The sequence below is a fragment of the Pseudomonas trutticola BRTCR10 genome (genome assembly GCF_056155105.1).
This window is the reverse complement of the sequence record NZ_CM149552.1, coordinates 6,311,887-6,333,376: the sequence shown is the minus strand read 5'-3', so window position 1 is coordinate 6,333,376 and position 21,490 is coordinate 6,311,887. Positions and strand designations below refer to the sequence as shown.

The window sequence follows — 21,490 nt, the reverse complement described above, 5'->3', positions numbered from 1 at the left end:
TTACTGCTTTTCGGGCGGCAGCTCTGGCAGTGCGCGCAGTGCCGCTTCGTACCATTCGGTGTTGAATGGGCGGTCTTCATCAAGCATCGCGTCAATCTCGTAGGCCAGTACGTGAGCCATCAGATTGAGGATCTCTTCGCGCTCGACACCGACCAGGGTCAGCTTGTTTAGCGTGGCTTTGGCTGCCGGCGGGTTGTCGCTTTCGATCTGGTTCTCGATCGCTTCGATCAGCGTGCTCTCGGTGAACTCTTCTTCGTCGTTGTCGATGTCTGTCGGCTCGCTCATGGCAGGCTCCTCAAGGAAAGGCGCCAGTTTACCCGCATTCAGCGCCATGATGCTGCTGGCAGGAATCGCCCGGGCGATCTATAAACAGACACCGCCCACCCCGCACGGCCTTGGAGGCAATGTGATGCTCAAACTCTACGGATTCTCTGTCAGCAACTACTACAACATGGTCAAACTGGCGCTGCTGGAAAAGGGCCTGCCGTTCGAAGAAGTCACGTTCTACCCGACGCCGACCCCGGAATCCCTGGCCATCAGCCCGCGTGGCAAGGTGCCGGTACTGGGCGTGGACGCGGGGTTCATCAACGAAACCGCGATCATCCTCGAATACCTCGAACAGACCCAGAAAGGCACACCGCTGCTGCCGAGCGATCCGTTTGCGCGTGCGCAGGTGCTGGCGATTGCCAAGGAAATCGAGCTGTACATCGAACTGCCGGGGCGTGCCTGTTATGGCGAAGCGTTTTTCGGCACAACGCTGCCGGAGGCGATCAAGGAAAAGACCAAGGCCGAGCTGCTGCTGGGTTTTGCCGCACTGGGCCGTCACGGAAAATTCGCCCCGTATGTGGCGGGCGACAGTCTGAGTATTGCTGACTTGTACTTCCTCTACAGCGTGCCGTTGGCGTGCGCGGTCGGGAAGAAGTTGTTCGATCTGGATTTGCTGGCAGAGATGCCGAAGGCGAAAGCGCTGCTGGAGCGGCTTGAGCAGAATCCGCATGTGCAGAAAATCGCTGCGGATAAAGAGGCGGCGATGCCGACGTTTTTGGCGATGATCGCTGCCAAGAAGTGAGTTTTCTAGCGTTCTGAAGTCAGTCATCGCTGGCAAGCCAGCTCCCACAGGTCTTTGGGTCGAACGCAAAATTGTGTTCCAGTAAAGACCCCTGTGGGAGCTGGCTTGCCAGCGATGCTTTTAGCGACTGGCGATCAGCGCCTGGCCACGAACCACGGCTGCCTTGACCTGCGCCGGCGCGGTGCCGCCGATATGGTCACGGGCATTCACCGAGCCTTCCAGGGTCAGCACGGCAAACACGTCCTGTTCGATCTGGTCGCTGAACTGACGCAATTCTTCCAGGCTCATCTCGGCCAGATCCTTGCCAGTGTCGACGCCGTACTTCACGGCGTGGCCAACGATTTCGTGACAGTCACGGAACGGCAGGCCGCGACGTACCAGGTAGTCCGCCAGGTCGGTCGCAGTAGAGAAACCGCGCAGTGCTGCTTCGCGCATGATTGCGTGTTTCGGCTTGATCGCCGGGATCATGTCAGCGAACGCGCGCAGCGAATCGCGCAGGGTGTCGGCGGCGTCGAACAGCGGTTCCTTGTCTTCCTGGTTGTCCTTGTTGTAGGCCAGTGGCTGGCCTTTCATCAGGGTCAGCAGGCCCATCAGTGCACCGAACACACGGCCAGTCTTGCCACGCACCAGCTCTGGCACGTCCGGGTTTTTCTTTTGCGGCATGATCGAGCTGCCGGTGCAGAAGCGATCCGGCAGATCGATGAACTGGAACTGCGCGCTGGTCCATAGCACCAGCTCTTCGGAGAAGCGCGACAGGTGCATCATCGCGATGCTCGCGGCCGAGCAGAATTCGATGGCGAAGTCGCGATCGGACACGTTGTCCAGCGAGTTGCCGCCGACGGCGTCGAAGCCCAGCAGTTGCGCGGTGTATTCACGGTCGATCGGGTAGGTGGTGCCGGCCAGCGCGGCGCTGCCCAACGGCATGCGGTTGGTGCGCTTGCGGCAGTCGACCAGACGCTCGTAGTCGCGGCTGAGCATTTCGAACCAGGCCAGCATGTGGTGCCCGAAGGTCACGGGTTGTGCGGTCTGCAAGTGGGTGAAGCCCGGCATGATGCTCGCGGCTTCGCGCTCGGCCTGCTCCAGCAGGCCTTTTTGCAGACGGGTGATTTCGGCGAGGATCAGATCGATTTCGTCACGCAGCCACAGGCGGATGTCGGTAGCGACCTGGTCGTTGCGGCTACGCCCGGTGTGGAGTTTCTTGCCGGTGACGCCGATGCGGTCGGTCAGGCGTGCTTCGATGTTCATGTGCACGTCTTCGAGGTCGATGCGCCAGTCGAACTGGCCAGCCTCGATTTCACCCTGAATGGTGTTCAGGCCGTCGATGATGCTGTCGCGCTCGGCATCGGTCAGCACGCCGACCTTGGCCAGCATGGTGGCGTGGGCGATCGAGCCCATGATGTCGTGGCGATACAGGCGCTGGTCGAAAGTGACGGAGGCGGTGAAGCGGGCGACGAAGGCGTCGACGGGTTCACTGAAGCGGCCGCCCCAGGACTGATTGGTCTTGTCAGTGCTCATGAATTCGCTCGTATCGGCTTGAAGAAAGAAGGCGTGAAACGCTGGCGCGGATAATAACAGGGTTGCCAATCCTGTCGCTGACACCGGTCGATACGTTTTTTTCTCATCGTGTCCTTCATAGTCAGCGTGTTCCCCGGGGGAATTTGCGTAAGGATATTTTTCGATTGAGCAATATCGGCCCGACGAACGTCTACAGTTGGACATAAGGGTCGGTGCAAGTCGGATCGCGCAAAGGTCTGGCTGCCGACTATAAGAAGAGGGGGTGGGTGTATTGTCCTTGGGCAAACCCCGCGCAAAGCGCAGGAAACAGCGGGCTTCGAGCAGTACGACCCGGACACTGGCAAATATTGCTGGCCGACGTACGGCACTTTTTGGCGCTCGGGCTAGTCTTAGCGTGGATCGCGGTGACGGACGTCACTTCACCTGTCTACGCTATCCTTGTGCGAGACTCACGCAGGAATCCAGCGCAATATGAATGTCCTGATCGTTGATGACGAACCACTGGCTCGCGAGCGCCTTAGCCGAATGGTGAGCGAGCTCGAGGGTTACACAGTCCTGGAGCCCAGCGCCACGAATGGCGAAGAGGCGTTGGCGCTGATCGACAGCCACAAGCCGGATATCGTGCTGCTCGATATCCGCATGCCGGGCCTGGATGGCCTGCAGGTCGCTGCCCGTCTGTGCGAGCGTGAAACGCCGCCTGCCGTGGTGTTTTGCACCAGTCCCGATGAATTTGCCGTGGAAGCCCTGCAGGCCAGCGCCGTGGGCTATGTGGTGAAACCCGTGCGAACCGAACATCTGCATGACGCCTTGAGAAAGGCTGAACGTCCCAATCGGGCGCAACTCTCGGCCCTGACCCGTCCCGCCGCTGAAAGCGGCAATGGCCCGCGCAGTCACATCAGTGCGCGTACCCGCAAAGGCATTGAACTGATCCCGCTGGATCAGGTGGTCTATTTCATTGCCGACCACAAGTACGTGACCTTGCGCCATGAAGCCGGCGAAGTGCTGCTGGACGAGCCGCTCAAGGCCCTCGAAGACGAATTCGGCGAGCGCTTTGTGCGCATCCACCGCAATGCGCTGGTCGCCCGTGACCGCATCGAACGTCTGCAACGTACGCCGCTGGGGCATTTCCAGTTGTTCCTCAAAGGCCTTAATGGTGATGCGCTGATCGTCAGCCGTCGGCATGTGGCGGGTGTGCGCAAGATGATGCAGGGCCTGTAACCCGGTCTTCCCGGGCGATTCTTCAGTCTATTCACCAGGCATCGCAGGCCAGGGAGGCCGCGCCGTTTCTGATTCAAGTCAAAGTGGATTTGGCTGAGCTGTTATTATCCGCCGTATCTATTCAGTACGGATTGATCCATGTCCTCTCGCGAAATCCGCATCGCCACCCGTAAAAGTGCGCTGGCCCTCTGGCAGGCCGAATACGTCAAAGCCCGTCTGGAAGCGGCCCATCCGGGCTTGCTGGTGACGCTGGTGCCCATGGTCAGTCGCGGCGACAAGTTGCTCGATTCGCCACTGTCGAAAATCGGCGGCAAGGGACTGTTCGTCAAGGAACTGGAAACCGCGCTGCTGGAAAATGAAGCGGACATTGCCGTTCACTCGATGAAAGACGTGCCCATGGACTTCCCTGAAGGCCTCGGTCTGTTCTGCATCTGCGAGCGCGAAGACCCGCGTGATGCCTTCGTTTCCAATACCTATGCAAGCCTTGAAGCGTTGCCGGCCGGCAGCATCGTTGGCACCTCCAGCCTGCGTCGTCAGGCACAGTTGCTGACCCGTCGTCCGGACCTCGAAATCCGTTTCCTGCGCGGCAACGTCAATACCCGTCTGGCCAAGCTGGATGCCGGTGAGTACGACGCGATCATCCTCGCGGCGGCCGGCCTGATCCGTCTCGGTTTCGAAGACCGCATCACCTCGGCCATCAGCGTCGATGACAGTCTGCCGGCCGGTGGCCAGGGCGCAGTCGGCATCGAATGCCGCAGTGCCGACACTGAAATTCACGCCTTGCTGGCGCCGCTGCATCACGCCGATACCTCTTCGCGGGTGACCGCTGAACGTGCGCTCAACAAGCATTTGAATGGTGGCTGCCAAGTGCCGATCGCCTGCTACGCGGTGCTCGAAGGCGAGCAATTGTGGTTGCGCGGTCTGGTCGGCGAGCCGAGTGGCGGTCGTTTGATCAGCGCCGAAGCCCGCGCGCCACGCGCCGATGCCGAAGCGCTGGGTGTGAAAGTTGCCGAAGAATTGCTCGGTCAGGGCGCCGAAGAAATTCTCAAGGCAGTCTATGGCGAGGCAGGTCACGAGTGATCGGTTGGCGCCTGCTGCTGACGCGCCCTGCGGATGACTGTGCGGCGCTTGCCGCGACGTTGGCCGCCGAGGGGATTTTCAGCAGTTGCCTGCCGCTTTTGGAAATCGCGCCGCTGCCGGTCTCTGACAAAATATGTCAGGCGATCGCGCGCTTGCCGAGTTGTAGCGCGGTGATTGTGGTCAGCAAGCCGGCGGCACGCATTGCGGTGGAACTGCTCGACGCTCAAGGGTTGCAGTCGCTGGCGATGCCGTGGTTCAGCGTCGGCGCGGCGACGGCGCAGATTCTTCAGGATCGTGGCCTCGACGCACATTTCCCGGACGGCGGTGATGACAGCGAGGCTTTGCTGCAATTACCGCGTCTGCGCGAGGCTGTCACTCAGCCCGGTTCGCAGGTGTTGATCCTGCGCGGGGTGGGCGGCCGCGAGTTGCTCGCCGAGCGCCTGCGCGAGCTTGGTGCTAGTGTCGAGTATCTGGAATTGTATCGACGTGACTTGCCAGCCTACGCGCCGCAAGCACTGCCACGACGGATCGAAGCGGAACGCTTGAACGGGCTGGTGGTCAGCAGTGGACAGGGTTTCGAGCACTTGCGTCAGTTGGCCGGCGATGCCTGGCCGACGATTGCGCGGTTGCCGTTGTTTGTTCCAAGCCCAAGAGTTGCCGAGCTGGCACATGCCGCCGGGGCTCAAACAGTTGTGGATTGCCGCGGCGCGAGTGCCGCGGCTTTGCTGACGGCGTTACGGGAGCATCCCGTGCCCGTTCTCTAATGCAAAGGATGGATACGTGAGCGAAACAGCCTTGCCAAAAGATGACGTCCAACCGGTGATTGATGCACAGGTTGAAACTCCACTGCCGGCCAAAGAGCCGCGCCGAGGCAATGGCCTGGCCATCGTCGCCCTGCTGCTCGGTGCTGCCGGTGTTGCGATCGGTGGCTGGGGAGTCTGGCAGGTGCGTCACCTGCAAACCAACACCCAACAGCAGTCGGGTCAGGTGCAGGCGTTGAACGATCAGGCGCAAAGCCTGAAGCTCAACGAGCAGCGTCTGACCGAGCGCCTCGCGCAGTTGCCGGGGGCTGACGAACTCGCCGAACGCCAGCGTCTGGTGACGCAGCTTCAAGGCGATCAACAGCGCCTCAATCAGCGTCTGGAAACTGTCCTCGGCGCCAGCCGCAAGGACTGGCGTCTGGCCGAAGCCGAACACTTGCTGCGTCTGGCCAGCCTGCGTCTTTCGGCGTTGCAGGACATCAGCAGCGCCCAGGCCTTGGTGCAGGGCGCCGACGAAATCCTGCGTGAACAGAACGATCCCGGTTCCTTCGCTGCCCGTGAGCAAGTGGCGAAAACCCTGGTCGCGCTGCGCAGCACCGAGCAGCCGGATCGCACCGGATTGTTCCTGCGTCTGGGCGCGCTGCGTGATCAGGTCATCGACCTGACCGAACTGGCGCCGGAATACAAGGATCGCGGCGAGTCGCTGCTCGGCCTTACCGCCGATGGTGATGGCGCGAGTCGCTGGGCGCAGTGGTGGGACAAGGTTTCTCGCTACATTCGCATCGATTTCAACGCCGACAAGAATGTGAAGCCGCTGTTGGCCGGGCAGAGTCTTAGCCAGGTGCGTCTGGCCCTGAGCCTGGCGCTGGAGCAGGCACAGTGGGCGGCGCTCAACGGTCAGGCGGCGGTCTACACCCAGGCGCTGACCGAGGCGCGTGACGTGCTCAAAGGCAACTTCAATCCGGACAATCCGCAAAGCAAAGTGATGCTCGAACAGGTGGGTGAGCTGAGCAAGGAACCGGTCACGGTCAAGACTCCGGATCTGACCGGCACTTTGAGTGCGGTGCAGGCCTACCTCGAGCGGCGTAACGTCAACGCCGAAGAGTCGGTGAAACCCTTCGCCAAACCTGCTGCCAACACTGCGCAGGAGGCCACGCCATGAAACGCCTCTATGTGATCGTGTTTCTGGTGATCGCGGCGACGGCGGCGCTGGGCCTGGCGATTGCCGAGCATTCCGGTTACGTGCTGGTCGCCTACAAGTCCTTCCGTTATGAGTCGAGCCTGTGGGCGACGTTGGCGCTGATCGCGGTGTTGTGGTTGCTGATCTGGGGCATCAAGGCCTTGGTCGAGCTGGTCATGGCGTCCACCGGGGTGGTCAATCCATGGTCGCGGCGCAACCGCAGCCGGCGCGTGCAAGTGGCGATCGAACACGGTCAACTGGATCTGGCCGAAGGTCGCTGGGCCAGCGCCCAGCGTCATTTGTACCGGGCCGCCGAAGCCGAACGCCAACCGTTGCTGTATTACCTCGGCGCCGCCCGCGCGGCGAACGAGCAAGGCAATTACGAAGAATCCGATCACCTGCTGGAGCGTGCGCTGGAGCGTCAGCCACAGGCGGAGCTGGCGATTGCCTTGAGCCACGCACAGTTGCAGACCGACCGGGGCGATACCGACGGCGCGCTGGTGACATTGCAGGCCATGCATGAACGCCATCCGCACAATGTGCAGACGCTGCGCCAGTTGCACCGTCTGTATCAGCAGCGCGGTGATTGGTCGGCGGTGATTCGTCTATTGCCGGAACTGCGCAAGGACAAGGTCTTGCCGGCCACTGAACTGGCTGAGCTTGAGCGCCGCGCCTGGGGTGAAAACCTGTCGCTGGCGGCGCAGCGCGAGGAGGATGGCTCGGTGGGCGTGCAGTCGCTTGATCGGGCTTGGCAACAACTCACTTCGGCGCAACGTCAGGAACCGCCGCTGGTGCTGGCCTATGCCGAACAGCTGCGTCAGTTGGGCGCGCAAGTGCAGGCGGAAGAAGTGCTGCGCACGGCACTCAAGCGCAGATACGACAGCCATCTGGCGCGTCTGTATGGCCTGGTGCGAGGCAGTGATCCGGCGCGTCAATTGCAGACCGCCGAAGGCTGGCTCAAGGATCATCCGAATGATCCGAGCCTGCTGCTGACCCTGGGGCGTCTGTGTCTGCAAACCAGTCTGTGGGGCAAGGCACGGGATTATCTGGAAAGCAGTCTGCGCGTGCAGCGTAATCCGGAAGCCTGTGCAGAGCTGGCACGTTTGCTCGCTCAATTGGGTGATACCGAGCGCAGCAATCAGTTGTTCCAGGAAGGTCTCGGCTTGCTGGATGAGCGCTTGCTGGCCGCACCGTTGCCAGTCCCGGCTCGCGTCTGAAGTCACGAGGGAGATTGCTCCCTCGTTCATCCTTGATGCACGAAAATTCACCTTCCTTGGGTGTCTGGGGCGAAGTCCTACAGCGTGCTACACCTTTTCCTCCTGAACCTGTCGGGTTTTCCCTACACCTCTGGTGAACTGTCGGCAGGGCCTTGCCTTGAAAGGCTGACACGCTTTCCTCTACCGTAACCGCCTGTCTCTAAAGTTACGGAAAAGCCATGTCGTTGGCCTGCTCACGCTCCTTGTTCTTCATGGTTTTCACTGCGGGTGCCTTTGCTCTGGGAGCTTCCTATTATCTTGAATACGTGGTCGGCCTGACGCCGTGCAGTTTGTGCCTGGTGCAGCGGCTGTTCCTGACGTTGCTGTGCGCATCCTGCGGTCTGGCGGCGGTGCACGGCCCCGGTCGTGGCGGCTTGTGGCTTTACTGGCTACTCGCGCTGGGTGCGAGTCTGGGTGGCACCACCGCAGCCTGGCGGCAAGTGTTGATCCAGAGTGATCCGGTGCTGCAATTGATCAGATGTACCCCGGATCCGCAGACGCTGTTTAGCGGGCTGCCTTGGATCTGTGCGTTGCAAAAGATGTTTGACGGTGGTGCCGATTGCGCCGAAATCTCCTGGACGCTGTTCGATCTGAGCATCCCGGAGTGGAGCCTGTTGTTCTTTGTCGCGGTGTCGATTCTTGCCGTGTATCAATTGTTGCGCCTGCTCTGGAACGCCTTGCAGCGACCGCTCAGCGGCGAAGCGTCGCACCGGGCGCCACTGCGGGATTAAACACTTGTATGAACTTTATCTCCTGCGTACCTTGAAGCCATAAGCGTGCGGGCATAATCTGGCCCGCACGTGTCATTGGATTTATGTTGCTCGATGACGCTCTGCCCGATCGCCCCCAAGCCAAAAAGAGAGGGCGCGGGTGTAGAGCAGCATGACCCACAAGGGAAGAGAGATCGCCATGCTCGAAAGTTGTCAGAATGCTCAGGAACGTTGGGGTGGGGTTCATCTGCTGATCGACCGCTGGTTGCAAGAGCGTGAAGAGCTGATCGGCGCCTACGACAACCTCGGTGCACAACCTCAGGCGTTGTCCGAGAACCGCAAACCCTTGCAGGAGTTCTGCGGCGTGCTGGTCGATTACGTTTCGGCCGGGCACTTCGAAATCTACGAACAGCTGACTGGCGAAGCCAAGGCGTTCAACGACAAGCGTGGCCTGGAGCTCGCCGAGACGATCTATCCGCGTATCGACGTCATCACCGAGAAGCTGCTCGCCTTCAATGACCTTTGCGATGAAGGCAAATGCGTTGCCGAGAAATTCAAGGAGCTCGGTGGCCTGCTTCACGAACGCTTCGAACTGGAAGATTGCCTGATTGAAGTGCTGCACACAGCACACAAGGAAGAAGATCCGGTGCAGGCCTGATCCTTTTTTCTGATCAAAAAAACGGTGCGCCCAAAGCGCACCGTTTTTTATTGCCTGCTCAACTCGTCGCGCCACGCAACTCCACTTCAAATACCAGTGGTGTAAACGGTGCAATCAAGTCCCCGGCACCGTCGGCGCCATAGGCCTGATCCGATGGAATCACCAGCCGCCATTTCGCACCCACCGGCATGTTTTGCAGGGCTGTACGCCAGCCGGCAATCACGCTGTCGAGATTGAACCATTGCGGCTGAGTGTTCTGATCGAACACCGTGCCGTCGGGCAACCGACCGATGTACAACACCTGCACTTTTCCATCCGGCCCGGCTTTGATGCCAGTGCCCGGTACCAGTTCGGTCAGAAGGATGCCGTCGGCCAGTTCCTTGACGCCCGGTTTGGCTTTTTCAGCGGTCAGAAAACGCTGTTCGTTTTCCATCGCGGCGTCGCTCGAAGGCTGTGCGGAGTGCTCGGCATTTTGCGCTTCATGATCTGCCAGAATCTGCTCGATACGTGCCTCGCTCAACGCCAGTGGCTTGCCTTGATAGGCCTGTTGCAAACCATCAATCAGTGCCTGGATCTGTAACTGCGGAACCTCTTGGCGCAGCCGTTCACCCAGACTTGCACCAAGGCTGTAAGCCAGATCATGTGCATCGTTCGCGGTGGTTTTTTCGTCAGCGTGGGCGGCCGAAAAGATCATGCAGAGGGATAAAAAAAGGTAGCGCGACATGGGCACTCTCCGTCCTGAGATGCGGGGGATTATGCCAGCGCGAACGTCTGCAACGGTGAACTGCTTTTGACTTCGTGCAGAACATTTTCACTTCGTTGCAACGCAACCGTTTCGATACTGTCAAGATGACCTAGCGGCGGTAACTGCAGAGGTCTAGTATGAGCCGCACTCACGTCAGCCAGGAGGTAAACCATGTCGGCCACCAAGAAGCCTGTAAATACTCCGTTGCACTTACTCCAACAACTCTCGGGCAGCTTGCTCGAGCATCTGGAAAACGCTTGCTCCCAAGCCTTGGCTGATGCTGAAAAACTGCTCGCCAAACTGGAAAAGCAACGCGGCAAGGCGCAAGAAAAACTGCACAAATCCCGCACCAAATTGCAGGATGCAGCGGCCGCCGGTAAAGCCAAGGCGCAGACCAAGGCCAAAGGCGCAGTGAAAGAACTGGAAGACCTGCTCGATGCGTTGAAGGATCGTCAGTCCGACACTCGCAGCTACATTCTGCAACTCAAGCGCGATGCTCAGGAAAGCCTGAAACTGGCCCAGGGTGTTGGTCGCGTTCAAGAAGCCGTGGGTAAAGTATTGTCCACTCGCGCAGCCAAACCGGCAGCGGCACCGGCGAAGAAAGCAGCTGCAAAACCTGCTGCGGCCAAAGCCCCGGCGAAAACCGCAGCGGCCAAACCGGCTGCTAAAACTGCAGCCAAACCTGCGGCCAAAGCACCGGTGAAAGCGGCTGCCAAACCTGCTGCCAAAACCGCTGCAAAACCTGCAGCGAAAAAACCGGCTGCCGCGAGCGCTGCAAAACCGGCAGTTAAAACCACCGCTGCAAAACCAGCGGCCGCCAAGCCAGCTGCCAAACCTGCCGCAGCAAAACCTGCTGCAAAACCAGCCGCTGCCAAAGCAGCTCCAGCGAAAACCGCAGCCGCCAAACCTGCCGCTAAACCCTCTGCCAAAGCTTCGGCAAAACCAGCGGCAAAACCTGCTGCTAAAACCGCCGCTGCCAAACCAGCCGCCAAGACTGCTGCCAAACCGGTTGCAGCCAAACCAGCTGCAAAAGCGCCTGCCAAGCCGGCTGCCAAACCAGCCGTGAAAGCCGCCGCCAAACCGGCAACCAAGCCTGCCGCGAAACCGGCCGCCGCTGCCAAGCCAGCGACTGCTGCCGCCAAGCCTGCTGCTGCAAAACCAGCTGCCAAGCCAGCCGCAAACCCAGCCGTGAAAAAGCCAGCCGCTGCCAAACCAGCCGCCGTCAAACCGGCAACCGCGCCGACGGCCAAGCCTGCCACGCCAGCAACTTCGGCTGCACCGGCACCTGCCGCCTCTACCTCGACCCCTTCGACTGCGCCAACGCCAGCCGCCGTGTCGAGCGTCACCAGCAACCCGACCAGCGCTTCCTAAGTGCCGGTTGCCGCGACGCGCAGCACTTGCAGCGCGTCGCGGTTCGGACTGGCCGTCGCACCGGCCAAGCCTTCCAGCCAGGTGTTTGAACCTGCGCCGTTTCGCGTCCACTCCTGCGCCAGACCCTCAAGCCGTGACAGCAACGCTCGCTCAGCCTCAAGCTCGAGTGATTTGATCTGCTCGCGCATGCCTTTCAGCACCGCATCATCAATCGCCCGCGCTTTCCATTGCATGCGCATTGCTCGCAGCGGCTGCACCACCTCGACATCCCAAGGCTCGGTCAACGCCTGAAGCAGCCGTACGCGTTGTTCATCGCACGTCACCCCGCGTTGCTCCAGCCATAAACCGCACAACAGCAGACACACATTGGCCCCCGCCGTTTGCAGTTGCAGGCAGGCGTCTTCCACGCCCGGGCGGGCGTAAGTGGCAAGGGAAAAGCTCCACAGGTCAGAGGACATCGTGCTACTCGCGCCAGTTGTGAGCGAAGCTGGTAGACTCCGCCGCCATTATGATCCGACTTCAGAACCTGACTTTACAGCGTGGCCCGCAACGTCTGCTAGAAGACGCCGAGCTGACCCTGCACGCCGGCCACAAAGCCGGCCTCATCGGTGCCAATGGCGCCGGCAAATCCAGCCTGTTCGCCTTGATTCGGGGTGAGCTGCACCCTGATTCGGGTGACTGCTATTTGCCGGCCGACTGGCGCATCGCTCACATGCGCCAGGAGATCGAGACGCTCGAGCGTCTTGCCGTCGACTATGTGCTCGACGGCGACCTGCGTCTACGCGAGGTGCAACGTGACCTCGCGGCCGCCGAAGCAGCGCATGACGGTGCCGCTCAGGCCCGTCTGCACGCCGAGCTCGACAGCGCCGACGGTTACACCGCCGATGCGCGAGCGCGCAAGTTGCTCGCCGGTCTGGGTTTCACCAACGAGCAGATGGATCGTCAGGTCGGCGATTTCTCCGGTGGCTGGCGGATGCGCCTGAATCTGGCGCAGGCCTTGATGTGCCCCTCGGACCTGTTGTTGCTCGACGAACCGACCAACCACCTCGACCTCGACGCGATCATCTGGCTCGAAGAGTGGCTGAAAAGCTACCCGGGCACCTTGCTGCTGATTTCCCACGACCGTGATTTCCTCGACGAAGTCGTCGATCACGTCGCCCATGTCGATCAGCGCAAAATCACCCTCTATCGCGGCGGCTACACCGCGTTCGAACGCGCCCGTGCCGAGCGTCTGGCCCAGCAACAACAGGCCTACGAGAAGCAGCAGGCGCAACGTGCGCACATGGAAAGCTACATCGCCCGCTTCAAGGCCCAGGCCACCAAGGCCCGTCAGGCGCAGAGCCGGATCAAGGCGCTGGAGCGTATGGAAGAGCTGTCGGCGGCCCACGTCGATTCGCCGTTCGACTTTGTGTTCCGCGAGTCGACCAAGATCTCCAGCCCGCTGATCGACCTCTCCGATGCACGTCTCGGCTACGGCGATAAAACCATCCTGGAGAAGGTCAAGCTGCAACTGACCCCAGGTGCGCGGATCGGCCTGCTTGGTCCGAATGGCGCGGGTAAGTCGACGCTGATCAAGAACCTCGCCGGCGAGCTGTCACCGATCGCCGGGCGCCTGACCCGTGGCGAGAACACCGTGGTCGGCTACTTCGCCCAGCATCAGTTGGACTCGCTGGACGCCAAGGCTAGTCCGCTGCTGCACTTGCAGCGCTTGGCGCCAACCGAACGTGAGCAGACCCTGCGCGACTTCCTCGGTGGTTTCGACTTCCGTGGCGCGCGCATTGATGAGCCTGTGCTGAATTTCTCCGGTGGTGAAAAGGCGCGTCTGGCCTTGGCATTGATCGCCTGGGAACGGCCGAACCTGCTGCTGCTCGACGAACCGACCAACCACCTCGACCTGGAAATGCGCCTGGCGCTGACCATGGCGCTGCAGGAATTCAGCGGTGCGGTACTGGTGGTGTCTCACGATCGTCACTTGCTCAAGAGCACCACCGATAACTTCTACCTGGTCGCTGACGGCAAGGTTGAAGAGTTCGATGGCGACCTCGAAGACTACGCGCGCTGGCTGGTCGAATACCGTCAGCGCAACGCGCCGGTCAGCAACACCCCGGTCAACCCGGACAAGACCGACAAGAAGGCGCAGCGTCAGGCTGCTGCTGCGTTGCGTCAGCAATTGGCGCCGCACAAGCGCGAAGCCGACAAGCTGGAAGCCGAACTGGGCAAGCTCCACGAGAAACTCGCCAAGGTCGATGCCAGCCTCGGCGACAGCGACATCTACGAGCCGGCGCGCAAGAACGAATTGCGTGATCTGCTGGCCGAGCAGGCCAAGCTGAAGGTTCGCGAAGGCGAACTGGAAGAGGCGTGGATGCAAGCCCTGGAAACGCTGGAAAGCATGCAGGCGGAGCTGGAGGCGCTGTCCTGATGGAAGCGTTCAAGCTGCCGCTGCCGGCGATGTGGGTCGAGCCGATCTGGCTCGGCGTACAGATTCTGCTGATTCTGTTGGCCGGTTACATTGCCCAGCGCTTTGTCGCCAAATGCCTGACCCGTCTGGGTGAGCGTTATCCGTTCCCGCCGCAGTTGCTGATGCCACTGCGAGGCGTGCTGCGCTGGCTGATCATGGGCAGTGCGGTGATTTTTGTGCTTGAGCGCCTCGGTGTTTCGGCCACGGTGTTGTGGACGGCGTTGTCCGGTTTTGTTGCCGTGGCGGCGGTGGCGTTCTTCGCGATGTGGAGTGTGCTGTCGAACCTGCTCTGCGCGATTCTGATCTTCACCGTCGGGCCGTTTCGCCTGGGGGATATCGTCGAGTTGGTCGACACCACGGACAAGCCCGGTGTGAAGGGGCGAGTGGTGGCGATCAATCTGCTCTACACCACGCTGATCGAGGCTGAGGAACTGGGCACCGGTAGCGCGATGGTGCAGGTGCCGAACAGTTTGTTCTTCCAGCGCTCGGTGCGGCGTTGGCGCGGGACGGATGTGTTTCCGTCGAGCGGCTTCGAGAAGTAGATTTCGGGGCGTCTGTTCTGACGCTTTCGCGAGCAGGCTCGCTCCCACATTTGAAATGCGTTTCCCTGTGGGAGCGAGCCTGCTCGCGAAAAGGTCCACCAGCCGTGATTGCTGCACCATCCTGCAAAAAATTAATGGTCAACCATTCCAAACCGCATTAGCTTGGACGTCTGTGACGATTCAGAGTCGAGGTGTGCGATGGAGCTTCAAACATGGCTGGCGTTTTTCGCCGCCTGCTGGGTGATCAGTCTTTCTCCGGGCGCCGGCGCTATTGCGTCGATGTCCAGCGGTCTGCAATACGGCTTCTGGCGTGGCTACTGGAATGCCCTGGGCCTGCAAATCGGCCTCGCGGTGCAGATTGCGATTGTCGGCGCCGGTGTCGGCGCGATTCTCACTGCTTCAGCCACCGCGTTCCATGCGATCAAATGGTTCGGCGTGGCCTATCTGGTGTATCTGGCGATCAAGCAATGGCGCGCACTGCCCATGGACATGAGCGACGACGCGGCAGTGCGGCCGATCGGCAAGCCGCTGGCGCTGGTGTTCCGTGGCTTTTTGGTGAACATCAGCAACCCCAAGGCACTGGTGTTCATGCTGGCGGTGCTGCCGCAGTTCATCAATCCGCATGCACCGCTGTTGATCCAGTACGTGGTGATCGGCGTGACCATGATCGCCGTTGACCTGGTCGTCATGGCCGGCTACACCGGACTGGCGTCGAAAGTGCTGCGCCTGCTGCGCACGCCAACGCAGCAGAAACGCATGAACCGCACCTTTGCCGGTTTGTTCATTGGCGCGGCGGCGTTTATGGCGACATTGCGTAAAGCGGCGGTCTAAAAGCCCCGGCCAGAAAAAAGGCGACCTCGTGAGGTCGCCTTTTTTATTGCCCTTTCTGGAGTGAGCTTTTGTGGCGAGGGGATTTATCCCCGTTGGCTCGCGCAGCGGGCCCTCTTGATCTTAAAAGAAAGGGCCGCTTCGCAGCCCAACGGGGATAAATCCCCTCGCCACAGGAAAGCATTTCTCCAAATCAATCAGCGCAAGATCACCGGCGCAGTATCACGCGGCAGATTGTTGCGCTGCGGTGCTTCACGCGGCTGCTCGTAGCCGCCACCACCGAGCTGTTGGCTCAGTTGCCCGGCGACGTCTTCGCCCAGCGCCTTCGACACCTCACGCACCACCCGTGGGCGGTTCAGCGAGATCTTGATGTCGCGGCCGTTCACCAGTTTGGTGTCCTGCGCTTCACCCATTGCCGTGAAGGCCGAAGTGATTTCGAAGGTCTTGGTGTTGATCAGGCTGAAATCCGCCACCAGCGTCAGGCCCAGTACCGCCGAATAGCTGTCGGTGTGCGCCAGCTCGTTCATGTCCTGGGTGAAGTCGATGTCCGACACCGTGCCAAACAGTACGTAGTCGGCGCCTTTGAAGTTGCCGGCCTTGATGCGTTTGATCACGTCATAGACATCGCCCTTGGACGACGCGGTGTACGGCGTGCCCTGCACCAGCTGGAACATGCCGGTACGCAGAATTTCACCCTTGATGTCGCCGGTGAATTTGCGCAGCTCGCCCTGTTCGATGTAGCTGGTGGTCGCTTCGATCTCGTTGTAGCTCGAAGAACCGCTGGCGCTGTAATAACTCTCGCGATGATTGCTCTGGGCCGAAACGATGTGGATGTATTGCTCCACACGCTCCTGGTACGCCAGATCCGTCACCGCGACTTTCGGGGCCGCTTGCGCGCCAAACGCGCAAGCCAGGGCCATCATGCCAATCCATGCGCGCATCGATTAACGCTCCGTGGTTTTGCGGATCTCTTTTTCGTCCATCCACTCGGCCAGACCGCTTTCCACGTCAATCAATTGCAGGCTGAATTTGTAGAAGACGTCTTTGTAATCGCTGCTGCGCTTGACGATCGAGCTGATCGAACCTTCGATGCGGTACTTGGCAGCCACCATGTTGCCGGTCTTGGCCACGGTGCTCTTCTTGTACAGACCGCTCTGGTTTTGCAGCTTCAGCTGGTCAACCTGGCTCTGCATCGCATTGTTGTCGCTGGCAAAACGCGCAACGCCGGTTTTCATCAGCTGGGTCTTGATGCTGGTGGTGATTTCGCGGGTATCGATGTACTCGCTGGTCTTGTTTTTCACGTCGTAGACCTGAACCACAGGACGGTTCTGCAGAATGCCGGACTGAGCCAGCGAGCGGGTCATCGACTCGGCGATCATTTGCAGGTCGGTCGAACCGAATTCGTTGGTCACGGTTTCAACCGCTTTGGTGTCGCCGTAGCTGATGTTCTTGCTGCCCAGGGTCGGCGAGGTGTTGGCGCAGCCGGAGGCCAGCAGGGCGATAACGGCGATGCAGGAAAAGCGTACAAACATGGCAGTGTTCTCTAAATCAGAAATAGGGTGGCGGGCTTACGGCGTCTTGAGTTCCAGACGGAAGTCCACGGCTTTCGGGGTCGGGGCGATGCCCTGGATGAAGCTGGTCTGGGCGCCATACATCATCTGGCTCTTCCAGACTTCTTCCTCGGCAATCGGGAAACCTTCCGGGCCGAGCCAGGCGAAGCGGTAGTAGAACGTCTTGTTGCTGTTGAGGGTGTTGCTCAACTGCACGTTGACGGTCATGAAACCGTTTTCGCGGGCGACGCGCATGGCGCCGACGACGATGTGTTTCTGCGGCCCCATGGCCACGACTTTGCTCGCGGCGCTGCCCGGCTCAGGTGGCGGCGGGGTGGCGCAGCCGCTCGCCAGCAAGGCGAGGGCGGCGACGGCGATGAGTTTGAAGCGCATGCAAAGACTCCGTTCTTAAGGTTGTTTGAGGCTGGCAACGTTGGTCGCGTCGGCGCTCGGGATGACATTGGCGGCGAGACCGCCAGCGAACACCTGATTGCCGACGGCGCGCAGGCTGATCACTTGATAGCGCTGGTCAACGGTGACCTTGACCACCGAACCGCCCACGGCGCTCGGCAGGGTAACCTGATGCTCACCCTTTTTCAGGCGCAGACGCACTACTTGGGTGTTGTCCGGCAGGGTGCGCCACGTACGGGTATCGGCACCTTCGAGCACGGCTGAAGAAATACCGACCGCGAGACCTGCCAGCGGGTTGGATTCGTTGATCTTCTTCTGCGCTACGCCTTTGGTGATCGCGCGCACGGTGGTGCGCACGATGATCCCCGGCATGTCATCGCGCAAGGCGCGGCGGGACATGGCGGTGGTGCTGTTGAGGGCGGTCAGATTGACCTGCTGGCCGTCGACACCGATCTGCGCGAATGGCGCGGTGGAGGTGTCAGCCTTGATGATCGGGAACGACAGCGGGGTGATCACCACGTTGTTGGAGATCGGCAACGGCAGCGGCACCCGAATCGAATCACGGGACGGCGCCAGGCCGCTTTGCACGACGATCAGGATGTCGCTGTCGTCGCTTTTGCTCGGCTTGTCGAGGTTGACCAGCGCCTGTTCCAGCAGCGGCGTGTTCGGGCGCAGTTCGGCTGCCTTGCGGTAGCCCGGCGCAGCCAGATCTTTTTCACCGAGGGCTTCATAGACGAAGCCGGCCAGGTAATGGCTGAACGCACTCTGGTAGCTGTTTTTCAGGCTGACCACTTCCGGCGCGTCGAGGCTGGCGACCGGATAGCCTTGCAGATCCTTGTATTGAGTCTTGATGCCTTCTTTCTCGGCCTCTTCTTCGCTCTTGAGGTATTCCTTGTCACGCAGGTCGGCGATCACCGCTTCGCGTTCGTGAGTCTTCTTGATCGCGGTGCGTGCGCCGTCGAAGTCATTCACCGCCAGCAGGTTCAGGGCCATCTGCGTGGTCAGCATGACTTTTTCGTAGTCGTAACCTTCGTAGCGGCGAACCTTGTCGTTGACGACGAAGCTGCCGAACTGAGCGAGGTATTTGCCGGTGTCGAGCTTGACCGAATCTTCCCACTGACCGACCACTACATCGGCGCTGGTCCAGGCGTTCTGGCTGCCGGACAGGTCGCCCTTGGCGCGCAGCAGTTCACCTTTCTCGAAGTAATAGAGCAGGTCTTTGTCAGGGCCGGTGTTGTTCTTTTCCAGCAAGGTCAGCGCGGCGTCGACGTTGCCGGAGGCCAGTTGCTGGTTGGTCTGTGCCAGTTCGGAGTCGTAGTTGCGAAACGCCGAACAGCCGGACAGCAGAGTGACGGCGCTGAGCGCGATCAGAGTGGGAGCGCGGAATGCCATGGGGGTACTTCTTCCCTGGAGTAACTACAGCCGCGGATGCTGGTCGGGCTGGTGTGACCCATCGACAGTGGCGTTGGCCTCCTGCCAATTCCTCATAACCAGAGGAGCTTTAATGCCGTTTCGCAATAGCGAGGGCGCGGCATTATAGGCGGGCGGTGCTGGCTATGTAATAGCTTTTTAATTGCATTTGTTAGTTTCGTGCCATTAGTTATTTCAGGCCGGATACGCGGTTGTCCGCAGAAGCTCCGGGCTGAAAAGCGCTGCCATTCGCGAAGATACGGTCTCCCAGCACGCGCAGACCAATCATCTGACGGTTCTGATCGATACGGATTTTCAGCGGCGCAGTGGCATTCGGCAGGCTGATCAGGTGATCGCCCTTTTTCAGGCGCAAACGCGCGACCTGTGTGAGATTGGGCAGGGTGCGCCAAGTGCGTGTATCGGCCTGCTCGAAACCATCCCAGTGAGTCACGTATGAGGCCTTGCTCGGATCGCGGCGATTGTCGGTGCCCTGAACGTCTGCTGCGAGGAATGCCCGGTAGGTGGTGCGCTGAATAATCCCCGGCATATCGTCACGCAACGTCCGCAAGGACATGTCAGTGATGTTGTTGACCGAGATCAGCTTTTTCTGGCGCCCGTCGATGCTGACCTGGCTGATTGGCTGGGTGGAGGTGTCGGGCACCATCACCGGGAAGGAGATATTGGCAACGATGACTTGCCCGTCCGCCAGCTTCACCGGGTAGGGCACACGCACCGAACTGCGCGCGGGCGCCAGGCCACTTTGCACGATGATCAGCACGTCGCTTTCGTCGGCTTTGAGTCCGGGGCTGTCGAGGTCGCGCAATGCTTGCTGGAAAAACGCCATGTCCGGGCGCAGCTCAATGGCCTGACGATAACCCGGTGCCGCGAGATCCTTTTCACCCAGCGCTTCGTAGGTGAACCCGGCGAGATAGTGGCTGAACGCACTCTGATAACCGTTTTTCAACGCAATGACGGCGGGCGAATCGAGCATGACTATCGGGTAACCTTGCAGATCCTTGTAGTGCACGCGCGCGCCCTGAGCCTTGGCCGCTGCTTCGACGCGTTCGTATTCCAGCTCTCGCTGACGGGCGATCAGCGTTTCCCGCTCGTGGGTTTTCTTGATGTCGGCACGGGCGCCGTCGAAGTCATTCGCGGACAACTGGTTGAGGGCCATTTGCGTGGTCAGCATGACCTTTTCGTAGTCGTAGCCATCGTAACGGCGAATCTTGTCGTTGATGATGCCGCCCCAGTGATCGCCCATCGCGGCGAGCAATTTATCGCCGGTGGTTTCGATAGTGTCCTGACGCTGAATGATCATCTGTTCGGCACTGCGCCACGCCACCTGACTCTGCGGCAGCTCACCGCCGGCACTGAGGACTGCACCTTTCTCCAGGTAATAGAGCAAATCCTTTTCGGCATCGGGGTTGTGCGCTTCGATCAGTGCGAGTGAGCCGTCGACGTTGCCGGACTTGAGCTGGTCGGTGGTCTGTTGCAGTTCCAGGTCGTAATTGCGGTAAGCGCCGCATCCCGCCAGTTGCACAAGGGTCGCGATCATCAGGGGCAGCAACAGGCATTGGCGCATTGGAAGGGGTCATCCTTGAGCAGAAAAACGACAAGTCGACGCAGTATAGAGGTGAGTAGTGGCCATATGCTGCTCTGTTTTGCGCCGACACTTCGTGCCCTGCAACGGTTACAGGTGGGATGGCCGAGTGGATTGAGCTAGCCTTGGCCACCTGTCTTTCACTGAGTCCGGGACTTCAATGAATCAACTGCTGGCCATGCGTGCGTTTCGTTGCATCGTCGAGTGTCGCGGCTTCAGCGCCGCCGCCGAGCGACTCGACACCACGCACTCGACCGTTTCCCGGCAGTTGCAGCAGTTGGAAACCGAGCTCGGCACGCGCTTGATCAACCGCAACACCCGGCGCTTCAGCCTGACCACCGCCGGGCAGCAGTATTACGCCGCGTGCGTGGACATTCTTGATCGACTGGATCAAGCCGCCATCGCAGTCGGTCAGGCCCATGAAAGTCCCAGCGGCGTCCTGCGTATCAGCGCACCGATGGTGATCGGCACGCTGGAGCTGGCGAACTGGCTCCCGGCGTTTCAGCAGCGTTACCCCGACATTGAAGTTGATCTGTCCTGCGATGATCGCTTCGTCGATCTGATTGCCGAAGGTTTCGATGTTGCGCTGCGCATTTGCGGGCCACTGGCGGACTCGTCATTGGTGGCGCGATTGCTCACGGTCTCGGACATGTTGCTGGTGGCATCGCCGGCTTATGTGGCGCGCCATGGTCTGGTGCGTCAGGCCCGGGAGTTGACCGGGCATCAATTGTTGGCGTTTGCCGGTGGCAGCGACTGGTTGTTGTCCGATGCGCGCGGAGCAACCACGCCGCTCAGGGCACAAGGTCACTTCAAGGCGAACTCGATCAGCTCACTGCATGCTGCCGCGCTGGCCGGTGTCGGCATCGCCTCATTCACCCGGGCCACGGTGCAGGACGACTTGTTGAGCGGGCGGCTGGTGCAGATCCTGCCCAACTGCACCCTCGGCCAGCGGCATTATTACGCGCTGTATCCGCATGCCCGACATGTCGCACTGAAGGTCAAAGTGTTCGTTGATTTCATGACCGAGCATTACCGGAACCTGAGCACACCCACGCGTTAAAAACGCCGAAACGCCGACAAAGCTTGAGGGAAACGTGTTCGAAGTGAACAATATGTAACTTCGCATTT

The 21,490-nt window shown here is 60.3% G+C and carries 22 protein-coding genes; 13 read left to right on the top strand and 9 right to left on the bottom strand.

Annotated features, from left to right (window positions below; all coding sequences use genetic code 11):
- A complete protein-coding gene (locus ACVVH8_RS28835) occupies positions 1–285 on the bottom strand; it encodes a hypothetical protein (protein WP_103302551.1) in 285 nt (94 codons plus the stop codon).
- A gap of 124 nt (positions 286–409) precedes the next feature.
- Here ACVVH8_RS28835 and ACVVH8_RS28830 point away from each other — a divergent pair, with 124 nt between their 5' ends.
- Positions 410–1,069, top strand: coding sequence for a glutathione S-transferase family protein (locus ACVVH8_RS28830; protein ID WP_213026934.1), 660 nt, complete (start codon positions 410–412; stop codon positions 1,067–1,069).
- A gap of 120 nt (positions 1,070–1,189) precedes the next feature.
- Here ACVVH8_RS28830 and argH read toward each other — a convergent pair whose 3' ends face one another.
- A complete protein-coding gene (gene argH / locus ACVVH8_RS28825; protein ID WP_008084559.1) occupies positions 1,190–2,584 on the bottom strand; it encodes an argininosuccinate lyase in 1,395 nt (464 codons plus the stop codon).
- A 471-nt stretch (positions 2,585–3,055) separates the two neighbouring features.
- Here argH and ACVVH8_RS28820 point away from each other — a divergent pair, with 471 nt between their 5' ends.
- The 7 genes from ACVVH8_RS28820 (at position 3,056) to rsd (ending at position 9,447) form a co-directional block, all read left to right on the top strand.
- Positions 3,056–3,802: a LytR/AlgR family response regulator transcription factor gene (locus ACVVH8_RS28820; RefSeq protein WP_103302550.1), complete on the top strand. Its 747-nt coding sequence runs from the start codon at positions 3,056–3,058 to the stop codon at positions 3,800–3,802.
- 138 nt (positions 3,803–3,940) lie between these two features.
- On the top strand, positions 3,941–4,882 hold the full coding sequence (gene hemC, locus ACVVH8_RS28815) for a hydroxymethylbilane synthase (RefSeq protein WP_475227584.1): 942 nt from the start codon (positions 3,941–3,943) through the stop codon (positions 4,880–4,882).
- Complete coding sequence (locus ACVVH8_RS28810; RefSeq protein ID WP_475227582.1) at positions 4,879–5,646, top strand: uroporphyrinogen-III synthase; 768 nt, start codon at positions 4,879–4,881, stop codon at positions 5,644–5,646. Before hemC ends, ACVVH8_RS28810 begins: the two co-directional genes overlap by 4 nt.
- A 16-nt stretch (positions 5,647–5,662) precedes the next feature.
- On the top strand, positions 5,663–6,805 hold the full coding sequence (locus ACVVH8_RS28805; protein ID WP_103302547.1) for a uroporphyrinogen-III C-methyltransferase: 1,143 nt from the start codon (positions 5,663–5,665) through the stop codon (positions 6,803–6,805).
- A complete protein-coding gene (locus ACVVH8_RS28800) occupies positions 6,802–8,040 on the top strand; it encodes a heme biosynthesis HemY N-terminal domain-containing protein (protein WP_315445061.1) in 1,239 nt (412 codons plus the stop codon). The genes ACVVH8_RS28805 and ACVVH8_RS28800 overlap by 4 nt, the downstream gene beginning before the upstream one ends.
- A 218-nt stretch (positions 8,041–8,258) precedes the next feature.
- On the top strand, positions 8,259–8,810 hold the full coding sequence (locus tag ACVVH8_RS28795; RefSeq protein WP_103302545.1) for a disulfide bond formation protein B: 552 nt from the start codon (positions 8,259–8,261) through the stop codon (positions 8,808–8,810).
- 178 nt (positions 8,811–8,988) lie between these two features.
- On the top strand, positions 8,989–9,447 hold the full coding sequence (gene rsd, locus ACVVH8_RS28790) for a sigma D regulator (protein WP_103302544.1): 459 nt from the start codon (positions 8,989–8,991) through the stop codon (positions 9,445–9,447).
- A 58-nt stretch (positions 9,448–9,505) separates the two neighbouring features.
- Here rsd and ACVVH8_RS28785 read toward each other — a convergent pair whose 3' ends face one another.
- Positions 9,506–10,171 carry an FKBP-type peptidyl-prolyl cis-trans isomerase gene (locus tag ACVVH8_RS28785; protein ID WP_475227580.1) on the bottom strand — a complete coding sequence of 222 codons (666 nt, stop codon included), beginning with the start codon at positions 10,169–10,171 and terminating at the stop codon, positions 9,506–9,508.
- 192 nt (positions 10,172–10,363) lie between these two features.
- On the opposite strand from ACVVH8_RS28785, the gene ACVVH8_RS28780 reads away from it, so the two are divergent.
- The gene (locus ACVVH8_RS28780; RefSeq protein WP_475227577.1) at positions 10,364–11,563 is read left to right on the top strand and encodes an AlgP family protein; all 1,200 of its coding nucleotides are present in this window, start codon (positions 10,364–10,366) and stop codon (positions 11,561–11,563) included.
- Here the strand turns inward: ACVVH8_RS28780 and ACVVH8_RS28775 are convergent.
- Complete coding sequence (locus ACVVH8_RS28775; RefSeq protein ID WP_103302541.1) at positions 11,560–12,021, bottom strand: TIGR02444 family protein; 462 nt, start codon at positions 12,019–12,021, stop codon at positions 11,560–11,562. The two genes, ACVVH8_RS28780 and ACVVH8_RS28775, sit on opposite strands and share 4 nt — an antisense overlap.
- 50 nt (positions 12,022–12,071) lie before the next feature.
- Between ACVVH8_RS28775 and ACVVH8_RS28770 the strand changes: the two genes are divergently transcribed.
- The 3 genes from ACVVH8_RS28770 to ACVVH8_RS28760 all read left to right on the top strand — a co-directional run bounded on the left by ACVVH8_RS28770 (position 12,072) and on the right by ACVVH8_RS28760 (position 15,394).
- The gene (locus ACVVH8_RS28770) at positions 12,072–13,982 is read left to right on the top strand and encodes an ATP-binding cassette domain-containing protein (protein ID WP_103302540.1); all 1,911 of its coding nucleotides are present in this window, start codon (positions 12,072–12,074) and stop codon (positions 13,980–13,982) included.
- Positions 13,982–14,563 (top strand): mechanosensitive ion channel family protein, encoded by a 582-nt coding sequence (locus tag ACVVH8_RS28765; protein WP_213026928.1) that lies wholly within the window; start codon positions 13,982–13,984, stop codon positions 14,561–14,563. The genes ACVVH8_RS28770 and ACVVH8_RS28765 overlap by 1 nt, the downstream gene beginning before the upstream one ends.
- Positions 14,564–14,761: 198 nt before the next feature.
- Positions 14,762–15,394 (top strand): LysE family transporter, encoded by a 633-nt coding sequence (locus ACVVH8_RS28760; protein WP_103302538.1) that lies wholly within the window; start codon positions 14,762–14,764, stop codon positions 15,392–15,394.
- A 194-nt stretch (positions 15,395–15,588) separates the two neighbouring features.
- Here the strand turns inward: ACVVH8_RS28760 and ACVVH8_RS28755 are convergent, their stop codons facing one another.
- From ACVVH8_RS28755 to ACVVH8_RS28735, 5 genes are all read right to left on the bottom strand, one after another.
- Positions 15,589–16,332 (bottom strand): penicillin-binding protein activator LpoB, encoded by a 744-nt coding sequence (locus ACVVH8_RS28755; protein WP_213026927.1) that lies wholly within the window; start codon positions 16,330–16,332, stop codon positions 15,589–15,591.
- A gap of 3 nt (positions 16,333–16,335) precedes the next feature.
- Positions 16,336–16,923: a penicillin-binding protein activator LpoB gene (gene lpoB / locus ACVVH8_RS28750; protein WP_103302536.1), complete on the bottom strand. Its 588-nt coding sequence runs from the start codon at positions 16,921–16,923 to the stop codon at positions 16,336–16,338.
- A gap of 36 nt (positions 16,924–16,959) precedes the next feature.
- The gene (locus ACVVH8_RS28745; protein WP_011336502.1) at positions 16,960–17,334 is read right to left on the bottom strand and encodes a YcfL family putative periplasmic lipoprotein; all 375 of its coding nucleotides are present in this window, start codon (positions 17,332–17,334) and stop codon (positions 16,960–16,962) included.
- Between the two features lie 15 nt (positions 17,335–17,349).
- Positions 17,350–18,744 (bottom strand): COG3014 family protein, encoded by a 1,395-nt coding sequence (locus ACVVH8_RS28740; protein WP_475227573.1) that lies wholly within the window; start codon positions 18,742–18,744, stop codon positions 17,350–17,352.
- 208 nt (positions 18,745–18,952) lie between these two features.
- A complete protein-coding gene (locus ACVVH8_RS28735) occupies positions 18,953–20,344 on the bottom strand; it encodes a COG3014 family protein (protein ID WP_475227571.1) in 1,392 nt (463 codons plus the stop codon).
- A gap of 178 nt (positions 20,345–20,522) precedes the next feature.
- Between ACVVH8_RS28735 and ACVVH8_RS28730 the strand changes: the two genes are divergently transcribed.
- A complete protein-coding gene (locus ACVVH8_RS28730; protein ID WP_475227568.1) occupies positions 20,523–21,422 on the top strand; it encodes a LysR family transcriptional regulator in 900 nt (299 codons plus the stop codon).
- The last annotated feature ends 68 nt before the right edge of the window (positions 21,423–21,490 follow it).